This window comes from Streptomonospora litoralis (assembly GCF_004323735.1).
Lineage (GTDB): Bacteria > Actinomycetota > Actinomycetes > Streptosporangiales > Streptosporangiaceae > Streptomonospora > Streptomonospora litoralis.
Genome location: NZ_CP036455.1, coordinates 5,319,473 through 5,340,761, shown reverse-complemented (window position 1 = coordinate 5,340,761; position 21,289 = coordinate 5,319,473). Strand labels below are relative to the sequence as shown.

General features: G+C 73.4%; 17 protein-coding genes. 14 read left to right on the top strand and 3 right to left on the bottom strand.

All coding sequences use genetic code 11. From position 1 onward, the window contains the following. The first annotated feature begins 212 nt into the window (after positions 1–212). The gene (locus tag EKD16_RS22750) at positions 213–1,550 is read left to right on the top strand and encodes a cytochrome P450 family protein (RefSeq protein ID WP_131101257.1); all 1,338 of its coding nucleotides are present in this window, start codon (positions 213–215) and stop codon (positions 1,548–1,550) included. Further along, positions 1,547–2,662 carry a cytochrome P450 family protein gene (locus EKD16_RS22745; protein WP_131102879.1) on the top strand — a complete coding sequence of 372 codons (1,116 nt, stop codon included), beginning with the start codon at positions 1,547–1,549 and terminating at the stop codon, positions 2,660–2,662. Before EKD16_RS22750 ends, EKD16_RS22745 begins: the two co-directional genes overlap by 4 nt. Positions 2,663–2,774: 112 nt before the next feature. Here the strand turns inward: EKD16_RS22745 and EKD16_RS22740 are convergent, their stop codons facing one another. Together EKD16_RS22740 and EKD16_RS22735 are read right to left on the bottom strand one after the other, a co-directional pair. Beyond that, positions 2,775–3,461: an AAA family ATPase gene (locus EKD16_RS22740; RefSeq protein ID WP_131101255.1), complete on the bottom strand. Its 687-nt coding sequence runs from the start codon at positions 3,459–3,461 to the stop codon at positions 2,775–2,777. Between the two features lie 57 nt (positions 3,462–3,518). Next, positions 3,519–3,869: a TFIIB-type zinc ribbon-containing protein gene (locus EKD16_RS22735; protein ID WP_131101253.1), complete on the bottom strand. Its 351-nt coding sequence runs from the start codon at positions 3,867–3,869 to the stop codon at positions 3,519–3,521. Positions 3,870–4,164: 295 nt separating this feature from the next. Here EKD16_RS22735 and EKD16_RS22730 point away from each other — a divergent pair, with 295 nt between their 5' ends. Together EKD16_RS22730 and EKD16_RS22725 are read left to right on the top strand one after the other, a co-directional pair. Next, positions 4,165–6,117, top strand: a complete 1,953-nt coding sequence (locus EKD16_RS22730) for a serine/threonine-protein kinase (protein WP_131101251.1) — start codon at positions 4,165–4,167, stop codon at positions 6,115–6,117. A gap of 56 nt (positions 6,118–6,173) precedes the next feature. Further along, complete coding sequence (locus EKD16_RS22725; protein ID WP_131101250.1) at positions 6,174–6,629, top strand: TIGR03668 family PPOX class F420-dependent oxidoreductase; 456 nt, start codon at positions 6,174–6,176, stop codon at positions 6,627–6,629. A gap of 20 nt (positions 6,630–6,649) precedes the next feature. Here the strand turns inward: EKD16_RS22725 and EKD16_RS22720 are convergent, their stop codons facing one another. Continuing rightward, positions 6,650–7,807, bottom strand: coding sequence for an acyl-CoA dehydrogenase family protein (locus EKD16_RS22720; RefSeq protein ID WP_131101247.1), 1,158 nt, complete (start codon positions 7,805–7,807; stop codon positions 6,650–6,652). Between the two features lie 227 nt (positions 7,808–8,034). Between EKD16_RS22720 and EKD16_RS22715 the strand changes: the two genes are divergently transcribed. The 10 genes from EKD16_RS22715 (at position 8,035) to EKD16_RS22670 (ending at position 21,245) form a co-directional block, all read left to right on the top strand. Further along, positions 8,035–8,766: a TetR/AcrR family transcriptional regulator gene (locus EKD16_RS22715; RefSeq protein WP_131101246.1), complete on the top strand. Its 732-nt coding sequence runs from the start codon at positions 8,035–8,037 to the stop codon at positions 8,764–8,766. Between the two features lie 346 nt (positions 8,767–9,112). Further along, positions 9,113–10,402 carry a citrate synthase gene (locus tag EKD16_RS22710; protein WP_131101244.1) on the top strand — a complete coding sequence of 430 codons (1,290 nt, stop codon included), beginning with the start codon at positions 9,113–9,115 and terminating at the stop codon, positions 10,400–10,402. Positions 10,403–10,611: 209 nt separating this feature from the next. Next, positions 10,612–11,193: an HdeD family acid-resistance protein gene (locus tag EKD16_RS22705; RefSeq protein ID WP_131101242.1), complete on the top strand. Its 582-nt coding sequence runs from the start codon at positions 10,612–10,614 to the stop codon at positions 11,191–11,193. 205 nt (positions 11,194–11,398) lie between these two features. Then, the gene (locus EKD16_RS22700; RefSeq protein WP_131101240.1) at positions 11,399–12,697 is read left to right on the top strand and encodes a sensor histidine kinase; all 1,299 of its coding nucleotides are present in this window, start codon (positions 11,399–11,401) and stop codon (positions 12,695–12,697) included. 130 nt (positions 12,698–12,827) lie between these two features. Next, entirely contained in the window at positions 12,828–13,493 is a 666-nt protein-coding gene (locus tag EKD16_RS22695; RefSeq protein ID WP_131101238.1) for a response regulator transcription factor, read from the top strand. A gap of 549 nt (positions 13,494–14,042) precedes the next feature. Beyond that, positions 14,043–16,493, top strand: a complete 2,451-nt coding sequence (locus EKD16_RS22690; RefSeq protein WP_131101236.1) for a serine/threonine-protein kinase — start codon at positions 14,043–14,045, stop codon at positions 16,491–16,493. Between the two features lie 204 nt (positions 16,494–16,697). After that, positions 16,698–17,675, top strand: coding sequence for a PP2C family protein-serine/threonine phosphatase (locus tag EKD16_RS22685; protein WP_165498640.1), 978 nt, complete (start codon positions 16,698–16,700; stop codon positions 17,673–17,675). Next, a complete protein-coding gene (locus tag EKD16_RS22680) occupies positions 17,672–18,991 on the top strand; it encodes a vWA domain-containing protein (protein ID WP_131101234.1) in 1,320 nt (439 codons plus the stop codon). The genes EKD16_RS22685 and EKD16_RS22680 overlap by 4 nt, the downstream gene beginning before the upstream one ends. Positions 18,992–19,010: 19 nt before the next feature. Then, positions 19,011–19,742, top strand: a complete 732-nt coding sequence (locus EKD16_RS22675; protein WP_131101232.1) for an FHA domain-containing protein — start codon at positions 19,011–19,013, stop codon at positions 19,740–19,742. Positions 19,743–19,751: 9 nt separating this feature from the next. Then, entirely contained in the window at positions 19,752–21,245 is a 1,494-nt protein-coding gene (locus EKD16_RS22670) for a hypothetical protein (RefSeq protein ID WP_131101230.1), read from the top strand. Positions 21,246–21,289 lie beyond the last annotated feature (44 nt).

The following is a 21,289-nucleotide window of genomic DNA, read 5'->3' as shown; positions in this document are numbered from 1 at the left end:
CCGCACGTCCTTCGGGCCGCCCGCCCCTCCTGAACCGCGGCATTTTGGACAGCGCGTCGCTGATCGGTCGCGCTCCGCCTTCCCCTGCACCGCCGATGGCGCTAGGGTGCATCGCCGGAGCCCCTCGACAGGGAGGGTTTCGGCGCGTCGATGCGGCACGCGCCCCCACCGCCGCTCAGCGCGTCACGCCTGCAAGCCCGAGGACGGACCGAGTGACTGACGGATGCCCGTACGCCGAGCTCTACACGCCCGAGTTCCACCGGGATCCGCACCGTGTCTACCAGCGCATGCGCGAGGCGCACGGCCCGGTGATCCCCGCCATGCTGGAGCCGGGCGTCCGCGGCTGGATGGCCGTCGACTACACCACGATCATCGCCTGGTGCCGCGATACCGGCACCTTCAGCCGCGACTCCCGGCGCTGGCGCGACTGGCGCGAAGGGCTCGTCCCCGAGCAGGCCGGTGTGCTGGGCATGATGGAGTACCGTCCCAACGTCCTCTACGCCGACGGAGCCGAGCACCAGCGCCTGCGCCGCGCCGTGACCGACAGCCTCGGGCGGCTCGACGCCGCTGATATCGGCTCCTACACCGCCGCCGTCGCGGAGTCGCTGATCGACGCCTTCTGCGAGCGCGGCGAGGCCGACATCCTCGACGAGTACGCCCGTCTGCTGCCGCTGCTGGTGATGAACCGCATGTTCGGCTTCGACGAGGAGAGCGGCCGCCGGTTCATGACCGCACTCGCCGACATGATGGACGCCGTCGACTCCGAGCGCGCCAACGCCGAACTGGAGCGCGTGGTCTCCGCGGTCATCGCCCGCAAGCGCAAGGAGCCCGGCGCCGACGTGACGACCTGGCTGATGGAGCACCGGGCGGGCCTGAGCGACGAGGAGGTCCTCCAGCATCTCGTGCTGATCGTGGGAGCCGGCAACGAGCCCACCGCCAACCTCATCGGCAACGCCATGCGGCTGGTGCTGACCGACTCCTCCTTCAGCGACGAGATCGCCGGTGCGCGCATCGCCATCGCCGACGCCGTCGACCACGTGCTCTGGCGCGACCCGCCGCTGATCGGCTACCCCGTCATGTATCCCACCGCCGACGTCCCGCTGCGCAACGGCGGCGTGGTGCCGGAGGGCTCGCCCGTCCTGCTCGGGTTCGCGGCCGCCAACCACGCCGTCGCCCAGGAAAACGCCCAGAGCGCGGACGGCGCCGCCAACCGCGCCCACCTCGCGTTCGGGGTCGGCCCGCACCGCTGCCCCGCCCAGGACTTCGCCCTGATGATCGCGACCACCGGGATCAAGACGCTGCTGCACCGACTGCCCGCGCTGCGTCTGGCCGTGGACCCCGATGAGCTGGAGTGGCGTACCTCACCGTTCTCGCGGTCCCTCACCACACTTCCGGTCTCCTTCACTCCCCAAGCCCCCTCGCAGGAAGAGACACCATGGAAGCAGCCCCCCTCACCGCCGGAAACCTCCACGAGCAGGCCCGACGACTCCGCGAGATCGGTCCGATCGTCCCTGTCCGCCTTCCTGGCGATGTTCCGGCGTGGGCGGTGACACGCCACTCCGCCGTCGTCGAAGTGCTGGCCCACCCCTCGGTGAAGAAGAACCCGAAGCACTGGCGCGCCTGGCGTGCAGGTGAGATCCCGCCGGACTGGCAGCTGATCTCCTGGGTGGCCAACGAGAACATGCTCGCCCGTGACGACGCCGACCACACCCGGCTGCGCAAGCTGGTCTCCAAGGCGTTCACCCCGCGCCGGGTGGAGCAGCTGCGCGAGCGGGTGGGCGACCTGGTCGGCTCACTGCTCGACGCGATGGCCGCCTCGGGCGGTGAGGTCGATCTGAAGGAGGCGCTGGCCCGCCCGGTGCCGATGACCGTCACCGCCGACCTGTTCGGGGTGCACAAGCGTGCGGACCGCGACGAGCTGGCGCGGCTCATCGGGCTGATCCTGGACCAGACGATCTCGCCCGAGGTCGCGGGCCGCACGCATCTGGAGGTGCAGGCGTATCTGGCCGGACTGGTGGAGGCCAAGCGTGCCGAGCCCGGTGACGACCTGACCACCGCGCTGATCGAGGCCCGCTCGGAGGACGAGGACCGGCTCAGCGAGTCCGAACTGGTGTGGACGCTGATCCTGATCATCGGCGCCGGCTTCGAGACGACTATGAACCTCATCGTCAACGCGGTGCGGGCGCTGCTGGCCCACCCCGACCAGTTGCGGCTGGTGCGCGGCGGGGCATGCTCCTGGGAGGACGTGATCGAGGAGACCCTGCGCTGGGACACCTCCATCCAGAACATCCCGCTGCGCTACGCCGCCGAGGACTTGGAGATCCAGGGCACCCGCATCGGCGCGGGCGAGGCCATCCTGGTCGGTTACGGCTCGGCCGGGCGCGACCCCGAACGGTACGGCGGCACGGCGCACGCCTTCGACATCACCCGCGAGGACAAGGGGCACCTGGCCTTCTCCCACGGGCCGCACTACTGCCTGGGCGCCAACCTGGCGCGGCTGGAGCTGGGCATCGTCCTGCCCATGCTCTTCGAGCGCTTCCCCGGCCTCGAACTCGCCTCCGACGAGCTGGAGGACCTGCCCTCGATCGTCTCCGGCGGTGTGACGGCGCTTCCCGTCCGGCTGGACAGCAAGGAGCGGGCCGCGGCGCCGGCGGCCGGCTGAGGCGGATGCCCGCGGGCGGGCCCGGCAGCGTCGGCCCGCCCGCACCTCCGCGACACCTGTGCCGCGAAGGCGGCGTGCGCAAGCGGGGCCGCCGGCAGACGCCGACGCGGCCTCAGCGCCGCCCGGCGGCGTTTCCGGCGACCCCGCCGTTCGCCCCGGAGTCCTCCGCCGACGCGCCGAGCACCCACCGGGCCACCCGTTCGGCGGTCGCCTCGGCCGACTCGTCGGTGGTGTCCAGCAGGGTCACGGGCGGGTCCATCTCGTGGGCCGTCTCCTGGATCCACCGGGTGTAGTCCAGCATCTCGGCGATGCGGGGCTCGTCCCACTGCCGCCAGGCCGGACGGGCACGGAGCCGCGCCGCCAGCGCGTCGGGCTCGCACATCAGCGCGAGGTAGCTGATCCGGGAGAACAGCGCCCGCTCGGGCAGGTCCTCGAACTCCGGCGGGACCACCGTGCCGCACAGCACCACGGGCCGGCCGTTCTGCTGGATCATCGCGGCCGTGCGCAGCCACGTGGAGCGGAACAGCGGATGCTCGGTGCCGGAGTCGCGCAGTCCGCCCGTCCACAGCAGATCCTGCTCCAGCACGACGTAGTCCGCCGCGAGCCGATCCAGCAGCCGCCGCGCGACCGTGGACTTGCCCGTGCCGCTGGGGCCGGTCACGCAGAACAGCGGTAGCCGCCGGAACGGCTCGCGGTGGCCGCATCGGGCACAGCACAGCACCGCGCCCGCCGCACCGGACGTGTCGACGCGGGGGTGGTCGGTGTACTCACCGCAGCGCGGACAGATGAGCGGGTTCACACCGGCCCCCCGCGTCCGGCGGCGCACGCGGCGGCGCCCTCTGTGGAGACGGCGGCGCTAGTCGAAGAGGTTCTCCAGGAAGCTCTTCTTGCGGCGCTGTCCGTAGGGGCGCGGCGAGTCGGAGTAGCCATAGGGCCGAGGGGAGTCGCGGTAGCCGCCGTGGTGCCCGCCACCGTGGCCTCCACCGCCGTGGTAGGGGGCGGGGGAGTCGCGGTAGGGAGCGGGCCGGCCGGGCGGGGGTCCGGGCGCGTGGCCGGGCGCCGCGCTGTAGTGGCGCTGCTCGGCGGAGACGATCTGCTCCAGCTCGCCCCGGTCAAGGAAGATTCCCCGGCAGTTCTGGCACTGCTCAAGGTGGATCCCCATACGGTCGAACGTCTGCATGTGGCCTTGGCACTTAGGGCATATCACACGTCAACCATAGCCGCCTCGGCTGTGCCGCGCGTAAAGATCATCTCTCGGTTCCGCCGCTGCGGGGCGGCCGCATCCGGCCGTCGACCCGCAGGACGGCGCCGTCCCAGCTCACGCGTCCTGTTCGGGGGTGTTCCGCCCGCCGGCGGAGAAAAATTGCGGAGGGTCCCGTCCGGCAAGGGGTGCAGGTCCGAATTATGGGTGTATCGACTGCTCTTACACTCGCCTTGACGCCGACCCCGCTCCTCGCGCGCCGCGCGCGTGAAGCCATCCCCGAAGCGAGGAACCGCGATCCATGACGAACGAGAACAGTGAGCCCGACCGCCTGCTCTCCGATCGCTACCGGCTTACGGAGCTGCTCGGCGAGGGCGGCATGGGGCGTGTCTGGGAAGGCGTCGACGAGCTGCTGGACCGGCCGGTCGCGATCAAGGAGCTGATCATCCCGCCGCAGCTCCCCTCGGACGAGGTCGAGGTCATGCGGATCCGGATGCTGCGCGAGGCGCGCAACGCCGCGCAGCTCAGCCACCCCTCGATCGTCACCGTCTTCGACGTGGTCGAGACCGACGAGCGGCCGTGGATCGTCATGGAGCTGGTGCGGGGGCCGTCGCTCGGCGACATCATCAAGCGCGACGGCGTTCTCGCCCCTGAACGCGTGGCCCGCATCGGCGAGCAGGTGGCCGCGGCGCTGGCGGTGGCCCACGAGCGCGGCATCATGCACCGCGACATCAAACCCGGAAACGTGCTCGTCGCCCGCGGCGACCGCGCGGTGCTGACCGATTTCGGTATCGCCCATCTGGAGGGGTCCACCCACCTGACGGGCACCGGCCTGCTCATGGGATCGCCCAGCTACCTCGCCCCCGAGCAGGCCCACGGTCAGCCGGCGAACCCCGCCAGCGACATCTGGTCGCTGGGGGTGACCCTTTATCAGGCGGTGGAGGGGATCACGCCGTTCCACCGCGACACGCCGATGGCGACACTCACCGCGATCGTCACGGCAGAGGTGCCGCGACCCTCCGCCGGGGTGCTCACCCCGGTACTGGAGCGGCTGCTGCAGAAGGACGCCGAGCTGCGGCCGGGTGTGCACGAAGCGGCCCGCATGCTCCGGGAGGCCGCGGCGGCCGGCGGCACGGAGCAGGACTCCCGCACCGAGGCGACGCGCGAGCACCCGCGGTCCGGCGGCGCGGGAACGGCCGCGGCCTCGGCCGCCGGCGGCGCCGCGGCGGCATCAGCCGCCCGAAGCGCACCGCAGGACGGGGAGCCGGCGACCCTGGTGAACCCGGTGGATGCCGCGGCGGCTGAGGCGCCCTCCGGTGCCGGGGACTCCGGAGGCGCCGGGACCGCCGACGACGATGACGGCGCCGCTGCGGGCGACACCGGAAACCGGGCCGACGCCGGGAGCGGCGGAGACGCCGAACGGGAGTCGGCGATGGCCGCCGGGCCCGCGGGGGCCGGCGGCTCCGGCTCGGGCCTGCCGCCCTTCCACGACGAGTCGATCCCGCCCGGCCCGGGGGATTCCGGCGGCGCGGGGGAAGACCGCGGCGGCCGCCGCCGCAACGCCGCACTCGGAGTACTCGGCGGCCTGGTGGCGCTGGCCGCCGTCGCGACCCTGGTGCTGTGGCTGGGGATGCGCAGCGGCGTCGACGGCGAGCAGGCGGGCACGGCGGGCGCAAGCGCCTCGCCGGGGCTGCGGCCCTCGGCGTCCTCGCCCCAGCAGACGGCCGCGGCGACCCCGCAGGACGAAGGCGGCGGCTCGCCCGACTCCGACCCGGCCGACGGCGGCGACAGCGGCGACGAGCCCGAGTTGCCCGACATGGAGGAGTACGAGGACGAGACCGGGTTCTCCGTCGAGATCCCGGAGACCTGGTCCTACGACCGCCGCGAGGCGACCAGCGTCTTCTTCGACATCCCCGCGGGCGGCTACCTGCAGATCGATCAGACCGACGATCCCGCGAACAACGCCGAAGCCGACTGGCGGAACCAGGAGCCGTCCATCTCGCAGAACTTCCCCGGCTACCAGCTGGTGGGCATCGAGTCGCTGGGCGAGCCCTACACCGACGACTACGTCAGCGCCGCCGACTGGGAGTTCACCTTCGACGGCTCCGGCGGCACCCGCATGCACGCCGTCAACCGCGCCTTCCACACCCAGGAGAAGGGCTACGCGCTGTTCCTGGTCTCGACCGAGGCGGACTTCGCGACGAACCAGGCGATCCTGAAAGAGATGACGCAGTCTTTCGAGCCCGCCGAATAGCCGCGCGCCGGGCGGGAGTGCGCCACGTCCGGCACCGGACGTGGCAGGCTCGGAGGATGCGCTGGAACTCCGAGCAGTGCCGGGACCGCTTCGCCCGCGCGCGGGTGGCTCGCCTGGCCACCGCCGACCCCTCGGCCCGGCCCCACCTGGTGCCGGTGACCTTCGCCCTGGTCACCGGTCCCGGCGACGCGGCCGATACCGTCGCCTTCGCGATCGACCACAAGCCCAAGAGCACCACGGCACTGCGCCGACTGGCCAACATCGCCGACAACCCGCAGGTGTGCCTGCTCGCCGACGAGTATTCCGACGACTGGGAGCACCTTTGGTGGGTCCGGGCCGACGGCCGCGCCCGCATCGTCGAGCCCGGAACCGATACGGAGGGAACACCCCCCGAGCACCGCACCGCCGTCCGCCACCTCCAGGAGCGCTACTCCCAGTACCGCGACACCCCGCCCGCCGGCCCGGTCGTCCTCATCGAGGTCACCCGCTGGTCGGGCTGGTCGTTCAGCTGACGGGGCCCGTCCGGAGCGGACTACCCCTGCAGCAGCTGGCGGGCCATCACCAGGCGCTGGATCTGGTTGGTGCCCTCGTAGATCTGGGTGATCTTCGCGTCGCGCATCATCCGCTCCAGCGGGAAGTCCTTGACGTAGCCGGACCCGCCGAGCAGTTGGACCGCGTCGGTGGTGATCTCCATGGCGGCGTCGGAGGCGTAGCACTTGGCGGCGGCGCCGTAGAACGGCAGGTCGGAGTCGAAGCGCTCGGACTTGGCCGCGGCGACGTAGACCATCTGGCGGGCAGCCTCCAGCTTCATCGCCATGTCGGCGAGCATGAACCGGATGCCCTGGAAGTCGGCGACGGCGCTGCCGAACTGCTTGCGCTCCTTGACGTAGGCCACGGCGTGGTCGAGCGCGCCCTGGGCGATGCCCACAGCCTGGGCGCCGATGGTGACGCGCGTGTGGTCGAGCGTGCGCAGGGCGATCTTCAGGCCCTCGCCGATGCCGCCGACCAGCCGGTCGCCGGGGATGCGCATGTCGTCGAAGTACAGCTCGCGGGTGGGGGAGCCCTTGATGCCGAGCTTGCGCTCGGGCTCGCCCAGGGTGAATCCGGGGTCGTCGGCGTGCACCACGAACGCGCTGACGTTGGCGCCCCGCTTGCCGTCGGGGTCGGTCACGGCCATGACCGTGTAGTACCGGCTGACACCGGCGTTGGTGATCCAGGACTTCTGCCCGTTGAGGATCCAGTCGTCGCCGTCGGCCTCGGCGCGGGTGCGCATGTTCGCGGTGTCGGAGCCGGCCTCGCGCTCGGAGAGGCCGTAGGAGAACATCGCCTCGCCGGAGGCGACAGCGGGCAGGTAGCGCTGCTTGACGTCCTCTGAAGCGCCCAGGATCAGCGGCATGGTGCCGAGCTTGTTCACCGCGGGGATGAGCGAGGACGAGGCGCACGCGCGGGCCACCTCCTCGATGACGATGCAGGTCGCGACCGCGTCGGCGCCCGCACCGCCGTAGGACTCGCCGATGTGCGGCGCGTGGAAGTCGGTGGCGACCAAGGCGTCGTGCGCGGCCTTGGGGAACTCGGAGCGCTCGTCGACCTCGGCCGCGTGCGGCGCGATCTTGTCGTCGGCGAGGGCGCGCACCGCCTCGCGCAGCTCCTTGTGCTCCTCGGTGATGCTGAACAGGTCGAAGTCGCTCATCGCGGTTCCCCGCCCCTTCCTCGGTCCGGTTTCGAATCGACGACCACGCGTCGCGAGCGCAGCGGCGTGGGCGCTGCGGCGGCGGCACGGCAGTATTGGCACTGCGTGTCCTCAAGTGGCATCTAGTGTCATAGTACGGGGCGTGTGCGGAGAACGGAATCACCCCCGATACTCGGTAGCGCCGAAGACGGGCACACAGCGCGACCGACGCGGATTGGGGCCGAGGGGTGGCGGAACGCACGGAAGGTGAGACGGGCCGGGCGGGCGCGCCCGCGCGCGGCGCGGTGGTGGCGGCGGCGGTGCGGCTGTTCACCGAGGCCGGCTACGAGGCCACCACCATGGACGACATCGCCGCGGCCGCGGGCATCAGCCGGCGCAGCCTCTTCCGGCGCTTCGGGTCCAAGGACGACGTCCTCTTCGCCGAGCACGACGATCTGTTCGATACGGTCCAGCGGTTCCTCGACGCCGCACCCGACGACGAGCCGGTAGCCACCGTGCGCTCGGCGGCGCGCATGGTCTTCCAGGAGTACGTGCGCTCGCCCGAGATCACCCTGCCGCGCTTCCGCCTGGTGCGAGCGGTGCCGCGGCTGCGTGACCGTGAGATCGCGATGACCGCCCGCTATCAGGCCGCGTTCAGCCGCTTTCTGTGCCGCGGCGAGACCGCCGGTCCGCGCGCGCTGACGGGCGAAGCGCTCGCCGCCTCCGTCATCGCGGCGCACAACCACGTGCTGCGGTCGTGGCTGCACGCCCCGCAGGAGCCGGTGCCCTGGCGGCGCTTCGACGAGGCGATGGCGTTCGTGACCGACTCGCTGGGGGCGCTGCTGCGCGACTCCGCCACCCCGCCGCGTGCGGGCGCCGCCGGGCGGGACTCGGTCCTGGTCGCCGTCTACCCGGCGGACGCCTCCGGCGAGGACGTGCTGGCCCGCGTCCGCGCGGCGCTGGGAGCGGGCGAGGACTGAGACGGTCCCGCAGCCCCGCCGCATGCCGGACCGGGCGCCGCGGGCGGGGCCTCGGTGACCTGGAGGAGCGCGTCGCGCGGCCGCCGCGGGTTTGCGGGGGCGGCTGCTCTCTCCGCTGTGTAAACAGATACACTCGCCGGCGGGGCAAAAAATGGCGCTTCTTTAGCTGAGGGTAAACTTGGCGCCCGCTTTATGGTGTGTTCCATGTCACCGCTTCGCTAATGCGCGACAATTGTACTGTTTTGCTTCACTGGAGTTTAATAAGAACTGAACTCAAGACATGGTCGAGCCGGGACGGCGGCTTTCCCTGATCCCCCGCATCCCCGCCTGGAAAGGTTGCTCAGGCATGAGCGAAGACGGCAAAGAGCGCGTGGTAGAGCTGCGGTACGAAGGTGGGGCGCACACCCTGCCGCTGCTGACCGGCACCGAGGGCGAGACCGCCTTCGAAGCCAAGACCCTGCTGGCCCAAGCCGGCATGGTCACTCTCGATCCCGGGTTCGCCAACACCGCCGCGTGTCAGTCGAGGATCACCTACATCGACGGCGAGGCGGGAATCCTCCGCTACCGCGGCTATCCCATCCAGGAACTCGCGGAACGCAGCTCCTTCCTGGAGGTCGCCTATCTGCTCATCCACGGCGAGCTTCCCGGCCCCGGCGAGCTGAAGGACTTCTCCGAGCAGCTGCGCGCCAACGCCGCCCTTCCCGCCGAGATGCGGACCATGATCGACGCCCTGCCGCGCGACGGCCACCCCATGGTGCTGCTGGGGACGGCCGTCAACACGATGGCGGCCTTCTACGCCGACACCGCCGACCCCGGCGACTCCGCCCAGGTCGACCGCGCCACGATGCTGCTGCTGGCCCAGCTGCCGACGGTCGCCGCGCGCATCTACCGCCACACCATCGGCGAGGAGCCGCTGGAGCCCGACCACAGCCTCGGCTACGTCGAGGACTTCCTGCGTATGACCTTCGGCGGGCGCAACGGCAGCGCCGAGCTCGACCGCCTCTACGCCCGGGCGATGGACCTGCTGCTCATCCTGCACGCCGACCATGAGCAGAACTGCTCCACCGCCACCGTGCGCGTGGTGGGCTCGTCCCAGGCCGGCCTCTACGGCAGCGTCGCCTCCGGCATCAACGCCCTGTTCGGACCGCTGCACGGCGGCGCCAACCAGGCGGTGCTGGAGATGCTGGAGGAGATCCGCGACGCGGGCGGCGACGTCGACACCTACCTGAGCAAGGTCAAGGACAAGGAGAGCGGCACCCGCCTGATGGGCTTCGGGCACCGCGTCTACAAGAACTTCGATCCCCGCAGCAAGGAGATCAAGGAGTTGGCCGCCGAGATCCTGGACCGCCAGGACCAGCCCGACGAGCTGTTCGAGCTCGCGCTGCGGCTGGAGGGCCGGGCGCTGGCCGACTCCTACTTCACCGACCGCAAGCTCTACCCCAACGTCGACTTCTACAGCGGTGTCATCTACCGCGAGATGGGCTTTCCCACCAGCATGTTCACCGTGCTCTTCGCCCTGGGGCGGCTGCCCGGCTGGATCGCGCACTGGCGCGAGCAGCGCCTGGACCCGGCGGCCCGGATCGCGCGGCCCCGCCAGCTCTACGTGGGTCCGACCCAGCGCTCCTACGCCGGCTGAGCCCACCGGCCGGGGATCGCACCGGGCCCTTCCGGCTCCACCGCGGCGGCGCACCGATCGCGCTGCCGCGGCTTCGTGCTTCCGCGGGCGGTATTGGGACCACCCGCGGGTATCGGCTCGCCCCACGGGGAGTAATAATTTCGACCCCTCGGCCATCAGCGCGCCAGAGCACGGGCAGAGCCTCCTGTGGTCGATCGATCGGGGGAGGCATGCTCGACTACTTGGCGGAGCACTGGTGGGTCCTCGCCGTCCGCGGCGCCGCCGCGATCGTCTTCGGGCTCGTCGCCGTCCTGTGGCCGGCGATCACGGCGGCCGCGCTGGCCACGGTCTTCGGCGTCTACGCCCTGGTCGAGGGGGTCTTCGCGGGCTGGGCGGCGCTGCGGGCCCGCGACGAGGACCGGCCGCCGCTGGTCGGGGAGGCGGTCCTGGGCGCCGTGGTCGGTCTGGTCGTGCTGGCCTGGCCCACGGCCGGTGTCGCGGTGCTGACGGTTCTGCTGGGTCTGTGGGCGGTCGTCACCGGCGTCTTCGAGATCATCACCGCCTACCGCCTGCGCAGGGAGCTCAGCGGCGAGTGGCTCTACATCTTCGCCGGCGCCCTCTCGGTGGCCATCGGCGTCCTGATCTGGATCGCGGTGATCCCCGTCGCCTTCGTCATCGGCATCTACGCCCTGTTCTTCGGCGCGGCCCTGATCGGGCTGAGTCTGCGCATGCGCAGCCTGGGGCAGGGCACCGGCGGCACGTTGCGCAGCGGAGGCTCCCCAGGGGGGCCGCGCGCCGACGGCACTCTCTGAAGCCCGGCCTCCCCTCTCGCCTACATCGCCGGTCGCAGGCCCGGTTGCCTCCGAAGGGGGATGCGCTCGCCGGGGGCCGCTGCGCATCCTGGTGACTGCGGCCCGCCCGCGGGCGGGCGTGGTCGAATGGGGGGATGAGGCATGGTGCGCCTGCCGACGAGCGGCGCGCGGCGGACTGCCGCGCAGACCGGTGCGGAGGCGGCCGATGATCCGCCGCGGTCGGGTGCGTGGGCGCCGGGGTCTGCGCGCCGCGGCGGACGCGGTGCGTGAGCACGTCGGCCCGCGCCCGGGCGAGCCGCCGTCCGACGGGGGCCGCCCCGGGCCCTCGGCACCCGAAGGCAGCCTGCTGGTCGGCCGCCTGCGGATCCCGCCGCGTGTCACCGACGTGATCCTGGCGGTCCTCCTCGCCTGCATCCAGTTCGTCGCGGCGTACTCCGCGGGCGGGCTCGAACCCGGGCTCGCCGCGCTGTCTGCCGGGACGGCCGCCGCCGCCGTGCTGACGCGGCTGCCCCGCACCGCCGCAGTGGTCGTGGGGGTCTCGGTGCCGCTGTACTACATGACCTCCGCCGCCGACTCCTGGGCGGCCTGGTTGCTGTTCGTCGTGGCAGTGGTGCGGCTGGGCTCCACGGGCCACCGCCGGGCCGCCGTGTTCGCCATCGCGGCGCTGCTGGCCGTCTCCGCCGTCGGGGAGGTGATCGCGTTCAGCTTCTGGCGGGCGGTATCGGTGCTGGCCGCGGCGCTGGTGGTGCTGCTCGCCGGCGAGATCGCGCGCAGCCACCGCGCCTATGTGCGCGAGGTGCAGCGGCGCGCCGCCGAGGCCGAGCGCACCCGCGAGGAGGAGGGCCGGCGCCGCGCGATCGAGGAGCGGCTGCGCATCGCCCGCGAGTTGCACGACGTGGTCGCCCACAATATCTCGCTGATCAACGTTCAGGCGGGAGCGGCCGCGCACCGCCGCGACGATCCCGAGGCCGCGTTCGAGGCCCTCGACCACATCAAGTCGGCCAGCCGCCAGACGCTGCGCGAACTCCGGTCGACCCTGGGCGTGCTGCGCCAGGTCGACGAGGGCGGGCCGCCCACCGCGCCCCTCCCCTCGCTGGAGCGGGTGGCCGACCTGGTCGAGCAGACGACGGCCGCCGGGCTACCGGTCCGCTTGGAGGTGGCGGGAGAGCCGGCGGCACTGCCGGCGACGGTGGACGTGGCCGCCTACCGCATCGTCCAGGAGGCGCTCACCAACGCGCTGCGCCACTCGGGCGCAGCGAGCGTGCGGGTGGCGGTCGGCTACGACAGCCGACGCCTGCGCGTGGCCGTGGCCGACGACGGCAGCGGGGCCCCCGAGGGCTCGCAGACCGCGGGCAACGGACTGCGCGGGATGCGCGAACGCGCCGCCGCGGCGGGCGGCACCTGCACCGCCGGACCGCGGGAGGACGGTCCGGGCTTCGCCGTCCGCGCCGAGTTCCCGCTGCCGTCGGCCGCGGTCGAGGGTGCCTCCACCACCTCCGGCTGAGGTGCCGGCAGGTCTTTTGGGGCCGGTGCGGCCGCTCGGCTCCTTCTCCGCCCTTCGCGGCGCCCGCGGGCTGATATGAAAGGGGCGTCGAGTGCGGCCGCGGACCGCGGCCGGGAAGGAGCGGGCGCGCATGACCAGAGTGGTGCTCGCCGACGATCAGAGGCTGGTTCGCGCCGGATTCCGCTCCATGCTCGACGGCGAAGCGGACATCTCCGTCGTCGCCGAGGCCGGCGACGGCGACGAGGCGGTCCGCGCCGCCCGCGCGGAGCTTCCCGACGTCGTGCTCATGGACATCCGCATGCCCGGCGTCGACGGACTGGAGGCCACCCGGCGCATCGCCGCCGACGACCGGCTCCGCGACGTCAAGGTCGTCATTCTGACCACCTTCGACCTGGACGAGTACGTCTACGGCGCCCTCAAAGCGGGCGCCGGAGGCTTCCTGGTCAAGGACACCGAACCGGCCGAGCTGATCCACGGCGTGCGCGTGGTCGCCCGCGGTGACGCGCTGCTGGCGCCGTCGGTCACCCGGCGCCTGATCGGTGAGTTCGCCGGGCGCATCAAGGAACCGCCGCCGGCGCCGCGGCTCAACTCGCTGACCGAGCGCGAACGCGAGGTCATGGCGGCCGTCGCCGAGGGGCTGTCCAACGAGGAGCTGGCCCGCCGCCTGGTCCTCAGCCCGGCCACCGCGAAGACCCATGTGAGCCGGGTACTGACGAAGCTGGGGGCGCGCGACCGGGCACAGCTCGTCGTCATCGCCTACGAGACCGGCATGGTCCGCCCCGGCTGGCTCGGCTGAGGGGCGCGCGACGGCGGAGAGGACGGAGCGGTCCGCACCGTGCCGCGTGGCCGCCACCCCCGCCTCCCCGCTCCCACTTCTCCACAGAAGTCGGGCGGTTAGCACGTGACCGCAACCGCGTGTGCGGGCGGTCCGCTGTCGGCGCGGCGCCGCGGCACGCGTGCCGCACATGCTGCGCCATGCGATTGCGCCGCGCCGACACGACCTATTCGGTCCGACTGAATCGCCGCATGCGGGGAAGCGGACCCGGTACAGGGGCAGCTCACCGCCGAGTGACCCACTCGTTACCGGCCGCAGACGCTCTCCCGAGCCGCGTTCCCTTGTGGTCGGTCCGCAACCGGGTAAGACTCGGTGCGAAGGCCCGTTCCTGCCAATCCGTGGACGAACAGCGATGCGGCCGGTGCCGTGGACGCCCGGATCGGGCGCTGCGCCCACCGGCCGGGCACCGGCTCCGTCGCACCCGTGACACGCGGTGCGCGCGGCGGCGCCGAGCGTGCCCGGCCCCGCACCGGTGCGGCCGCTCCGCCGACCAGCGACCGGAGAGTGCCGATGACCGAGTGCACCGACACCGACTGCACCGGCGTGATCGACGACGGCTACTGCGACCAGTGCGGCATGGCCCCAGTGGTATCCGAAGGGATCGTCCCCGCGCCGCGGGCCGCGCACGCCCCGGAGAACCTGCCCACCGCCCCCGCTCCCGCGCCGCGTTCGCCCGCCCCGTCCAGAGGCGGCGGCCGTGCCGCGGCTCCCGAGCCGGACTCCGGCGCGTCCTCCGACGAGGACGGCCGAAGCGGCGCCGACAGCGCGTTCGACGGCACCGCGTCGTCCTCGGGGCGCTCACCCAGTCTCCGCGCGCCCCGCCTGTCCACCTCGTCGGGTCCCCGCGCGCACTCCGGCCGCGGCTCCTCCGGCGCCGCCCCCAGCCGCACCGGCGTCCCCTCCTCGCGGGGCCTGCTCGGTCTGGGCCTGGTGCAGGTGCCGCCGGTGCCCTACCGCGACCCCGCCAGCGCGGTGCTGAGCGACCCCGTCGTCGCCGAGAAGAACCGGGTGTGCGGCCACTGCGGCGACAGCGTGGGCCGCTCCTTCGACGGCCGCCCCGGCCGCACCGAGGGCTACTGCCGCTCCTGCCGCACCGAGTTCTCCTTCACACCCAAGCTCGCCCCCGGCGACCTGGTCGCCGGCCAGTACGAGGTGCTGGGCTGCCTGGCACACGGCGGGCTCGGCTGGATCTACCTCGCCCGCGACCACAACGTCAACGACCGGTGGGTGGTGCTCAAGGGCCTGCTCAACGTCGGCGACGCCGAGGCGCACAAGACCGCCGCCGCCGAGCGCGGCGTGCTGGCCGAGGTGGAACACCCCAACGTCGTCAAGATCTACAACTTCGTGCAGCACCCCGATCCGCGCACCGGGGTCCCGGCGGGCCACATCGTCATGGAGTACGTGGGCGGCAAGTCGCTGCGCGACCTGCTCGTGGACCACCGCGAACGCGACCCCGGCGCCGACGGGCTGCCCGTCGACCGGGTCATCGCCTTCGGGCTGGAGGCCCTGCGGGCGCTGGGGCACCTGCACAGCAAGGGCCTGCTCTACTGCGACTTCAAACCCGACAACGTCATCCAGAGCGAGGAGCAGATCAAGCTCATCGACCTGGGCGCGGTGCGCCGCATCGACGACATGGTCGCCCCCGTCTACACCACCGCGGGCTACCGGGTCCCCGAGCGCGAGCTGCGCCACCACGGCCCCTCGGTCAGCTCCGATCTGTACTCGGTGGCGCGCTGCCTGGCCGTGCTCAGCTTCCGCTTCGACTTCGCCCGGACCTACGAGCACGACCTGCCCGACGCCGACCAGGTGCCGGTGCTGCGGCGCCACCCCTCCTACGACCGGCTGCTGCGCCGCGCCCTGCAGCCGGAACCGCAGCTCCGATTCCAGGACGCCGCCGAGATGGCCGAGCAGCTCACCGGTGTGCTGCGCGAGGTCCTCTCCGACCTGCACGGCCGCCCCCACCCGGCACCCTCCGGCCTGTTCGGCTCCGAACACCCCCTGTTCACCTCGGGCAACCTCATCCGGGTCATCGACGAGACCGACCGGCTGCTGGGTCCGCCCGACCCCGGCCGAGCGGCCGCCGCGCTGCCGTTCCCGCTGGTCGACCCCGGCGATACGGCGGCGGCCCAGCTCTTCGGGCTCGCCGCCGTACCCGACGAGGAGCTGGTCGCCACCCTGGAGGGCGACGCCGGCCCCACCCCCGAGACCCGGCTGATGCTGGCGCGCGCCCTGATCGGCGTCGGCCGCCGCGAGGAGGCCGCCCACCAGCTGCAGGAGTTCGGCGCCAGGGCCCCCGGCGACTGGCGGCCGTTCTGGTACTGGGCGGTGATGGCGCTGGGCGCGCACGAGTGCCCCGACGCCCGCGACCGGTTCGAGGAGCTTTTCGACCACCTGCCCGGCGAGGCGGCGCCCAAGCTGGGTCTGGCCGCCGCGTGCGAGCTGACCGGCGGCCTCGCCGACGCCGAGCGGCTCTACCGCACCGTGTGGCTGACCGACCGCTCTTACCTCAGCGCCGGGTTCGGGTTGGCCCGGATCCGCCTTGCCCACGGCGACCCGGCCGGGGCGGTGCGGGTGCTGGACATGGTGCCCGAGCTGTCCAGCGTCTACATCGCCGCGCAGATGGCGGCGGTGAGCGTGCTGGTGACCGACCGCGATCCCGGCACCCTGTCCGAGGCCGTGTTCCTGGACGCCGTCGCCCGTCTGCGCCGGCTCGGACTGCGCGGCGAAGCCGCCAACCGGCTCAACGCGCGCGTGCTGCGCACCGCCCTGGACTGGGTGCTGGCCGGTTACGGCCCGAAGAACCGGCACACGAGGCTGCTCGGCGGGCCGCTGACCGAGGTGGGGCTGCGCACCAACCTGGAACGCAGCTACCGCGAGCGGGCTCGGATCACCACCGACAGCGCGCGCCGCCGCGAACTCGTCGACCGCGCCAACGCGGTGCGTCCGAGGACCCTGCTGTGAGCGCGCGGCCCGCCCCGGTTCCCCCGCCCGCGTTAGCGGCACCGCTTTGCGCGGGTATGGCCTCTAACCGGGAGCGGGACGGGATGCGGTGCGGCGGCGAACCGCTGCGCGGCGGTGGCGGGCGCCGCGTCGGCGCGCTCGTCCGCCGGGGCCGCGCGCGTTCAGCGGCCGCGGCGACGCGGCAGAGGGGAGGCGAGGCGCAGCGTGCTGACCTGCCCGATGTGCGGTGACGCGGTAGCCGCGGAGGACTTCTTCTGCGAGCACTGCGGCCACGGCCTGCGTTCCACCGGGCACGGCGCGCACCCCGCGGGCGGCGCGGGCGCCACCGGGCCCGCCGACGGGATGCGCCGCCGCGCCCCCGCGGATCACAGCGAACTCCGAGTGGGCCGCGCCGCAGGCGTGAGCGACCGGGGCCTGCGCCACGAGTACAACGAGGACGCGATGGCGGTGCGGGTGGTGGGCGCGGCTGCGGATGCGGCGGCCGGCCCCGCGGCGACCGTCGCCGCCGTCGTCTGCGACGGCGTGTCCACTTCCCCCCGTCCGGAGGCGGCCGCCGGCACCGCCGCGCAGTCCGGCTGCGCCGCGCTCACCGAGCGGCTGGAGGGCGGTGCCGACACCGCGGCCGCCCTCGGCGCGGCGGTGCGGCGGGCGGACCACGACGTCGCGGCGCTCGCCCCCTCGGCGGCCGCGGCCCCGGCGTGCACCTTCCTCGCGGCGGCGGTGCCGCCGAGGGGGCCGCTGGGGGTGGGCTGGGTCGGGGACAGCCGCGCCTACTGGGTCTCCGCGAGCGCCCGATCAGCACCCTCCGCGCAGCTCACCAGCGACGACTCCTGGAGTGCCGCCATGGTCGCGATGTCGCTGCTCAGCCCCGAAGAGGCCGCCCGCTCTCCGCGCGCCCATGCGCTGACCGCCTGGCTGGGCGCCGACTACGGCGGCACCGCCGGGCGGGTGGCCACCTTCGACCCGGGCGGCGCGGGCAGCCTGGTGCTGTGCAGCGACGGGCTGTGGAACCTCGTGCCCGACCCGGTCGAGTTGGCCGCGCTGGTCCGGGGCGGCGGCCCCGACCCGCTCGCCGCAGCGCGGTCCTGCGTCCGGTTCGCGCTGGAGCGCGGAGGCCACGACAACGTGACCGTGGTCGTGGTCACCGTGCCCGGCGGCACGGCGCAGGGGGTGGCGCCATGAACGCGCGGGCCCCGGGACGGGCGCCGGACTTCGCCGTGCGCGTGGACCAGAATCCGTGGCTCGCTCCCGGCGGGACCGAGGTGCATGCGATCGTGCAGGTCACCGCGCATCCGACCGCCGATTCGGGGCCGGTCCCGCCGGCGGCGGAAGTGGTCGTCGTCGACACGTCGGGTTCGATGCACGGCGAGAAGCTGAGCGCGGCCAAGCGGGCCGCCCGCGCCGCTGTCGACGCGCTGCGCAACGGGGTCGAGTTCGCCGTCGTGGCGGGGCGGGACACCGCCAGGGTGGTCTATCCGGCCACGACCGGCCTGGCTCCCGCCTCGCCCCGCACCCGGGCCGAGGCGCACGCCGCCGTGGACGGCCTCACCGCCGCGGGCGGCACGCGCATGGGTGCCTGGCTGCGCACCGCCGGCGCGCTGTTCGAGCCGCTGGGGCCGGGCGTTCTCAAGCACGCCATCCTGCTCACCGACGGCCGGAACAACGAGCGGCCCGACACCTTCGACCCGGTCCTGGCCGAGCACGCCGGCAGGTTCGTCTGCGACTGCCGCGGCGTTGGCACCGACTGGCATGTGGGCGAGCTGCGCCGCGTCGCCGAAGCCCTGCTCGGCGGCGTCGGGATCATCACCGATCCGGAGCGCCTGGCCGAGGACTTCCGCGCCATGGCACGCGCCGCCATGGACAAGGCCGTCGCCGACGTGGCGCTGCGCCTGTGGACGCCGCGCGGCGCCTCGGTCGCCGCTCTGGTCCAGGTCGCCCCCAGCGTGCACGACCTCACCGCACGGCGCACCGCTTCGGGGCGGCTCAGCGGCGACTACCCGACCGGGTCCTGGGGTGCCGAGACCCGCGCCTACCACCTCCACCTGCGGGTGCCGACCGGCGCCACCGGCCGGCGGATGCGGGCCGGGCGGGTGCGCCCGGTCCCCGCGGGCACCGACGCCTCCCATACCGTCTGCGGCGACGTGCTGGCCGCGTGGACCGCCGACTACGACCGGGCCGCGCGGACCGACCCGGTCGTCGCCCACTACACCGGGCGGACCGAGCTGGCCCGCGCCGTGCAGGAGGGGCTGCACGCGCGTCGGCAAGGCGAAAACGATTCGGCCACCGAACGGCTGGGGCACGCGGTGGCCCTGGCGCACGCCTCGGGCAACGACGCCACCGCGGCTCTGCTGGACCGGGTCGTCGAGGTCGTCGACGCGGCCACGGGCACGGTGCGGCTGCGCCCCGCGGTCTCCCGGGCCGACGAGATGACGCTGGACACCCACTCGACGAGAACCGTTCCCACGCGCGGGGGCGACCGCGAACCGGGGGCCGTGTGAGGGGAGGAAGAGGCCGACCATGCCGACGTGTCCCGCCGGCCACCGCTCGTTGGGCGACGCCTACTGCGACGTGTGCGGGCTGCTCATCCCCACACCGCCGATCGGGCTGCGCACCGGGATGTCGGAGGAGGTGCCCGACGAGCGGTGCCCCGACTGCGCGGCCGAGCGCGCGGGCCGTTTCTGCGAGGCGTGCGGGCACGACTTCGCAGCCGCCGCTAGCACCGAGGCGTCGCCGCTGCCGCTCGCCGACGACCACCCGGTGGCCGGACCGGGCGCAGCGGAAAGCGCGGCACCCGGTGCGCGCACCGGTCGGCCGGACTCCTCCGGTGGTGCGGCGGAGGCCACCTGGTGGGCGATCGTCGCCGCGGACCCGGCCTACTACCAGGCCATGGCCGACAGCGGCGTGCTCGACCCGGGCGCGCTCGTCTTCCCGTCCCACGCTCCGCAGCGCCGCGTTCCGCTCAACCGCGCACGCGTCCGCATCGGGCGGCGCAGCCTGAGCCGCGGCCTCCACCCGGAGATCGATCTGGCCGGTCCGCCGGAGGATCCGGCGGTCTCCCACGCCCACGCGGCTCTGCTCGCCCGGCCTGGTGGCGCGTGGGCACTGGTCGACGAGGGTTCCACGAACGGCACGACGCTGAACGGGACCGGGAACCCGGTCCCGCGCAACACGGAGGTGGCGCTGCATGAGACCGACCGGATCTACGTCGGCGCCTGGACCGTCATCACCCTGCACCGGCAGTGGGGGTGAGGCGGCTTGGTGAAGCGCAGCACCGAGTCCCCCGAGATCGCCGACCGGCTGGCCACCGGTGCCGCCGAGCGGGCGCGCCGGCGGATGGGCGTGCCCGAATGGGCGGGCTGGCCCGGGACACGCGGCGGCGTGTGGCTGCTCAGCGCGCTGTGCCTGGTGCTGGTCGCCGTGCTGTTCGGCGTCACGGGGTCGGCGATCTCCCGGGCGCGCGACGGTCTGGAGGTGATCGGACGCGGCGAAGGCCCCAAAGTGGTGGCCACCGCCGACCTGTACTTCGCGCTGAGCGACATGGACGCCCAGATGGCCAACGTGCTGCTGATGGGCTCCGAGCACTCCTTGGGCGACGGCCGCGAGGCCGCGCTGGTGCGCTACGAGCAGAGCCGAAAGGAGGCCGGCCGCGCGCTGCTGCACGCCGCCCAGCTCGCCGAGGGCGGCCCCGCCGAGGAGCAGAACGTCCGCGCCGTCATGGACGGCATGAACAGCTACGAGAACCTGGTGGCCCAGGCGCGACTGCTCAACGACGAGGCGGGCCGCCCCGCGGGCGAGCCGTCCGACGAGGTCGTCCGGCTCTACCGGCGCGCCGGCGGGCTGATGCGCCGCGACCTGCTGCCCAAGGCTTACAACCTCACCCTCGACAGTGGAGCCACCGTGCGCAGCACGTACCAGCGCAACAGCTCGGCCGCGTCGGTGGGCGTCGCGCTGGTCGCGGGCTCGGTCACCGCCCTGCTCGCGGCGCTGCTCGGGCTGCAGCTGTTCCTGCGCAAGCGGTTCCGGCGCCGCTACAACGTGCCGCTCGCCGCCGCCACCGCCGGCGTCCTGGTGTTCGGCCTCGCCGCCATGGCGATGCTGGAGCAGCAGGCGGCCCTGCTGCGCACGGCCAAGGAGGAGGGGCTCGACTCGGTGCTGGCGCTCTCGCGCGCCCGGGCCATCAGCACCGGGATGAACGCCGACCAGAGCCGTTGGCTGATGGATCCCGGCCGCGCCGGCGCCTACGAGCAGACCTTCCTGGAGGACGCGCAGATGGTGCTGTTCCTGGTCCCCCGGGACTCCGACGTGCCGGGCGACCTGGAATCCTACACCGCCGAGGTCGCCGAGGCGGTGCCCGACCACACCGACTACCCGGGGCGGATGCTCGGCCTGCTGGGCGAGGAGATCCGCGCCGGCGGGGTCGAGGGGCGCGAGGAGGTGCAGCGGCAGACCCTGCGGGACTACAGCGCCTACCTGCAGGCCGACCGGCGGATGCGCGAGCTGGCCGAAAACGGCCGCATCGCGGAGGCGGTCGACGCCCACATGTCGGGGGAGGATTCCGTCGAGGACCTGTTCGACCGCTACGAACGTTCACTGATCCGGCTGACCGCGCTGCACAAGAACACCTTCGACACCGCCGTCGCCGAGGCCGGCGCCGGGTTGCGCGGCTGGGACGCGGCGCTGCTGGGCGCGTGCCTGGGAGTAGCGGCTCTGGTGGTGCTGGGCGTGCGGCCGCGGTTGGCGGAGTACCGCTAGCCCGGCGGTTTGCGGCCGCGCCGCGGCAGGAGAGGAGGCGAGCG

What these genes read in the sequence shown, in the direction of transcription:
- EKD16_RS22730 (WP_131101251.1), top strand. Translation starts at nt 4,165, where the DNA reads ATGACGAACGAGAACAGTGAGCCCGACCGCCTGCTCTCCGATCGCTAC.
- EKD16_RS22725 (WP_131101250.1), top strand. Translation starts at nt 6,174, where the DNA reads ATGCGCTGGAACTCCGAGCAGTGCCGGGACCGCTTCGCCCGCGCGCGG.
- EKD16_RS22720 (WP_131101247.1), bottom strand. Translation starts at nt 7,807, where the DNA reads ATGAGCGACTTCGACCTGTTCAGCATCACCGAGGAGCACAAGGAGCTG.
- EKD16_RS22710 (WP_131101244.1), top strand. Translation starts at nt 9,113, where the DNA reads ATGAGCGAAGACGGCAAAGAGCGCGTGGTAGAGCTGCGGTACGAAGGT.
- EKD16_RS22705 (WP_131101242.1), top strand. Translation starts at nt 10,612, where the DNA reads ATGCTCGACTACTTGGCGGAGCACTGGTGGGTCCTCGCCGTCCGCGGC.
- EKD16_RS22700 (WP_131101240.1), top strand. Translation starts at nt 11,399, where the DNA reads ATGATCCGCCGCGGTCGGGTGCGTGGGCGCCGGGGTCTGCGCGCCGCG.
- EKD16_RS22695 (WP_131101238.1), top strand. Translation starts at nt 12,828, where the DNA reads ATGACCAGAGTGGTGCTCGCCGACGATCAGAGGCTGGTTCGCGCCGGA.
- EKD16_RS22690 (WP_131101236.1), top strand. Translation starts at nt 14,043, where the DNA reads ATGACCGAGTGCACCGACACCGACTGCACCGGCGTGATCGACGACGGC.
- EKD16_RS22680 (WP_131101234.1), top strand. Translation starts at nt 17,672, where the DNA reads ATGAACGCGCGGGCCCCGGGACGGGCGCCGGACTTCGCCGTGCGCGTG.
- EKD16_RS22675 (WP_131101232.1), top strand. Translation starts at nt 19,011, where the DNA reads ATGCCGACGTGTCCCGCCGGCCACCGCTCGTTGGGCGACGCCTACTGC.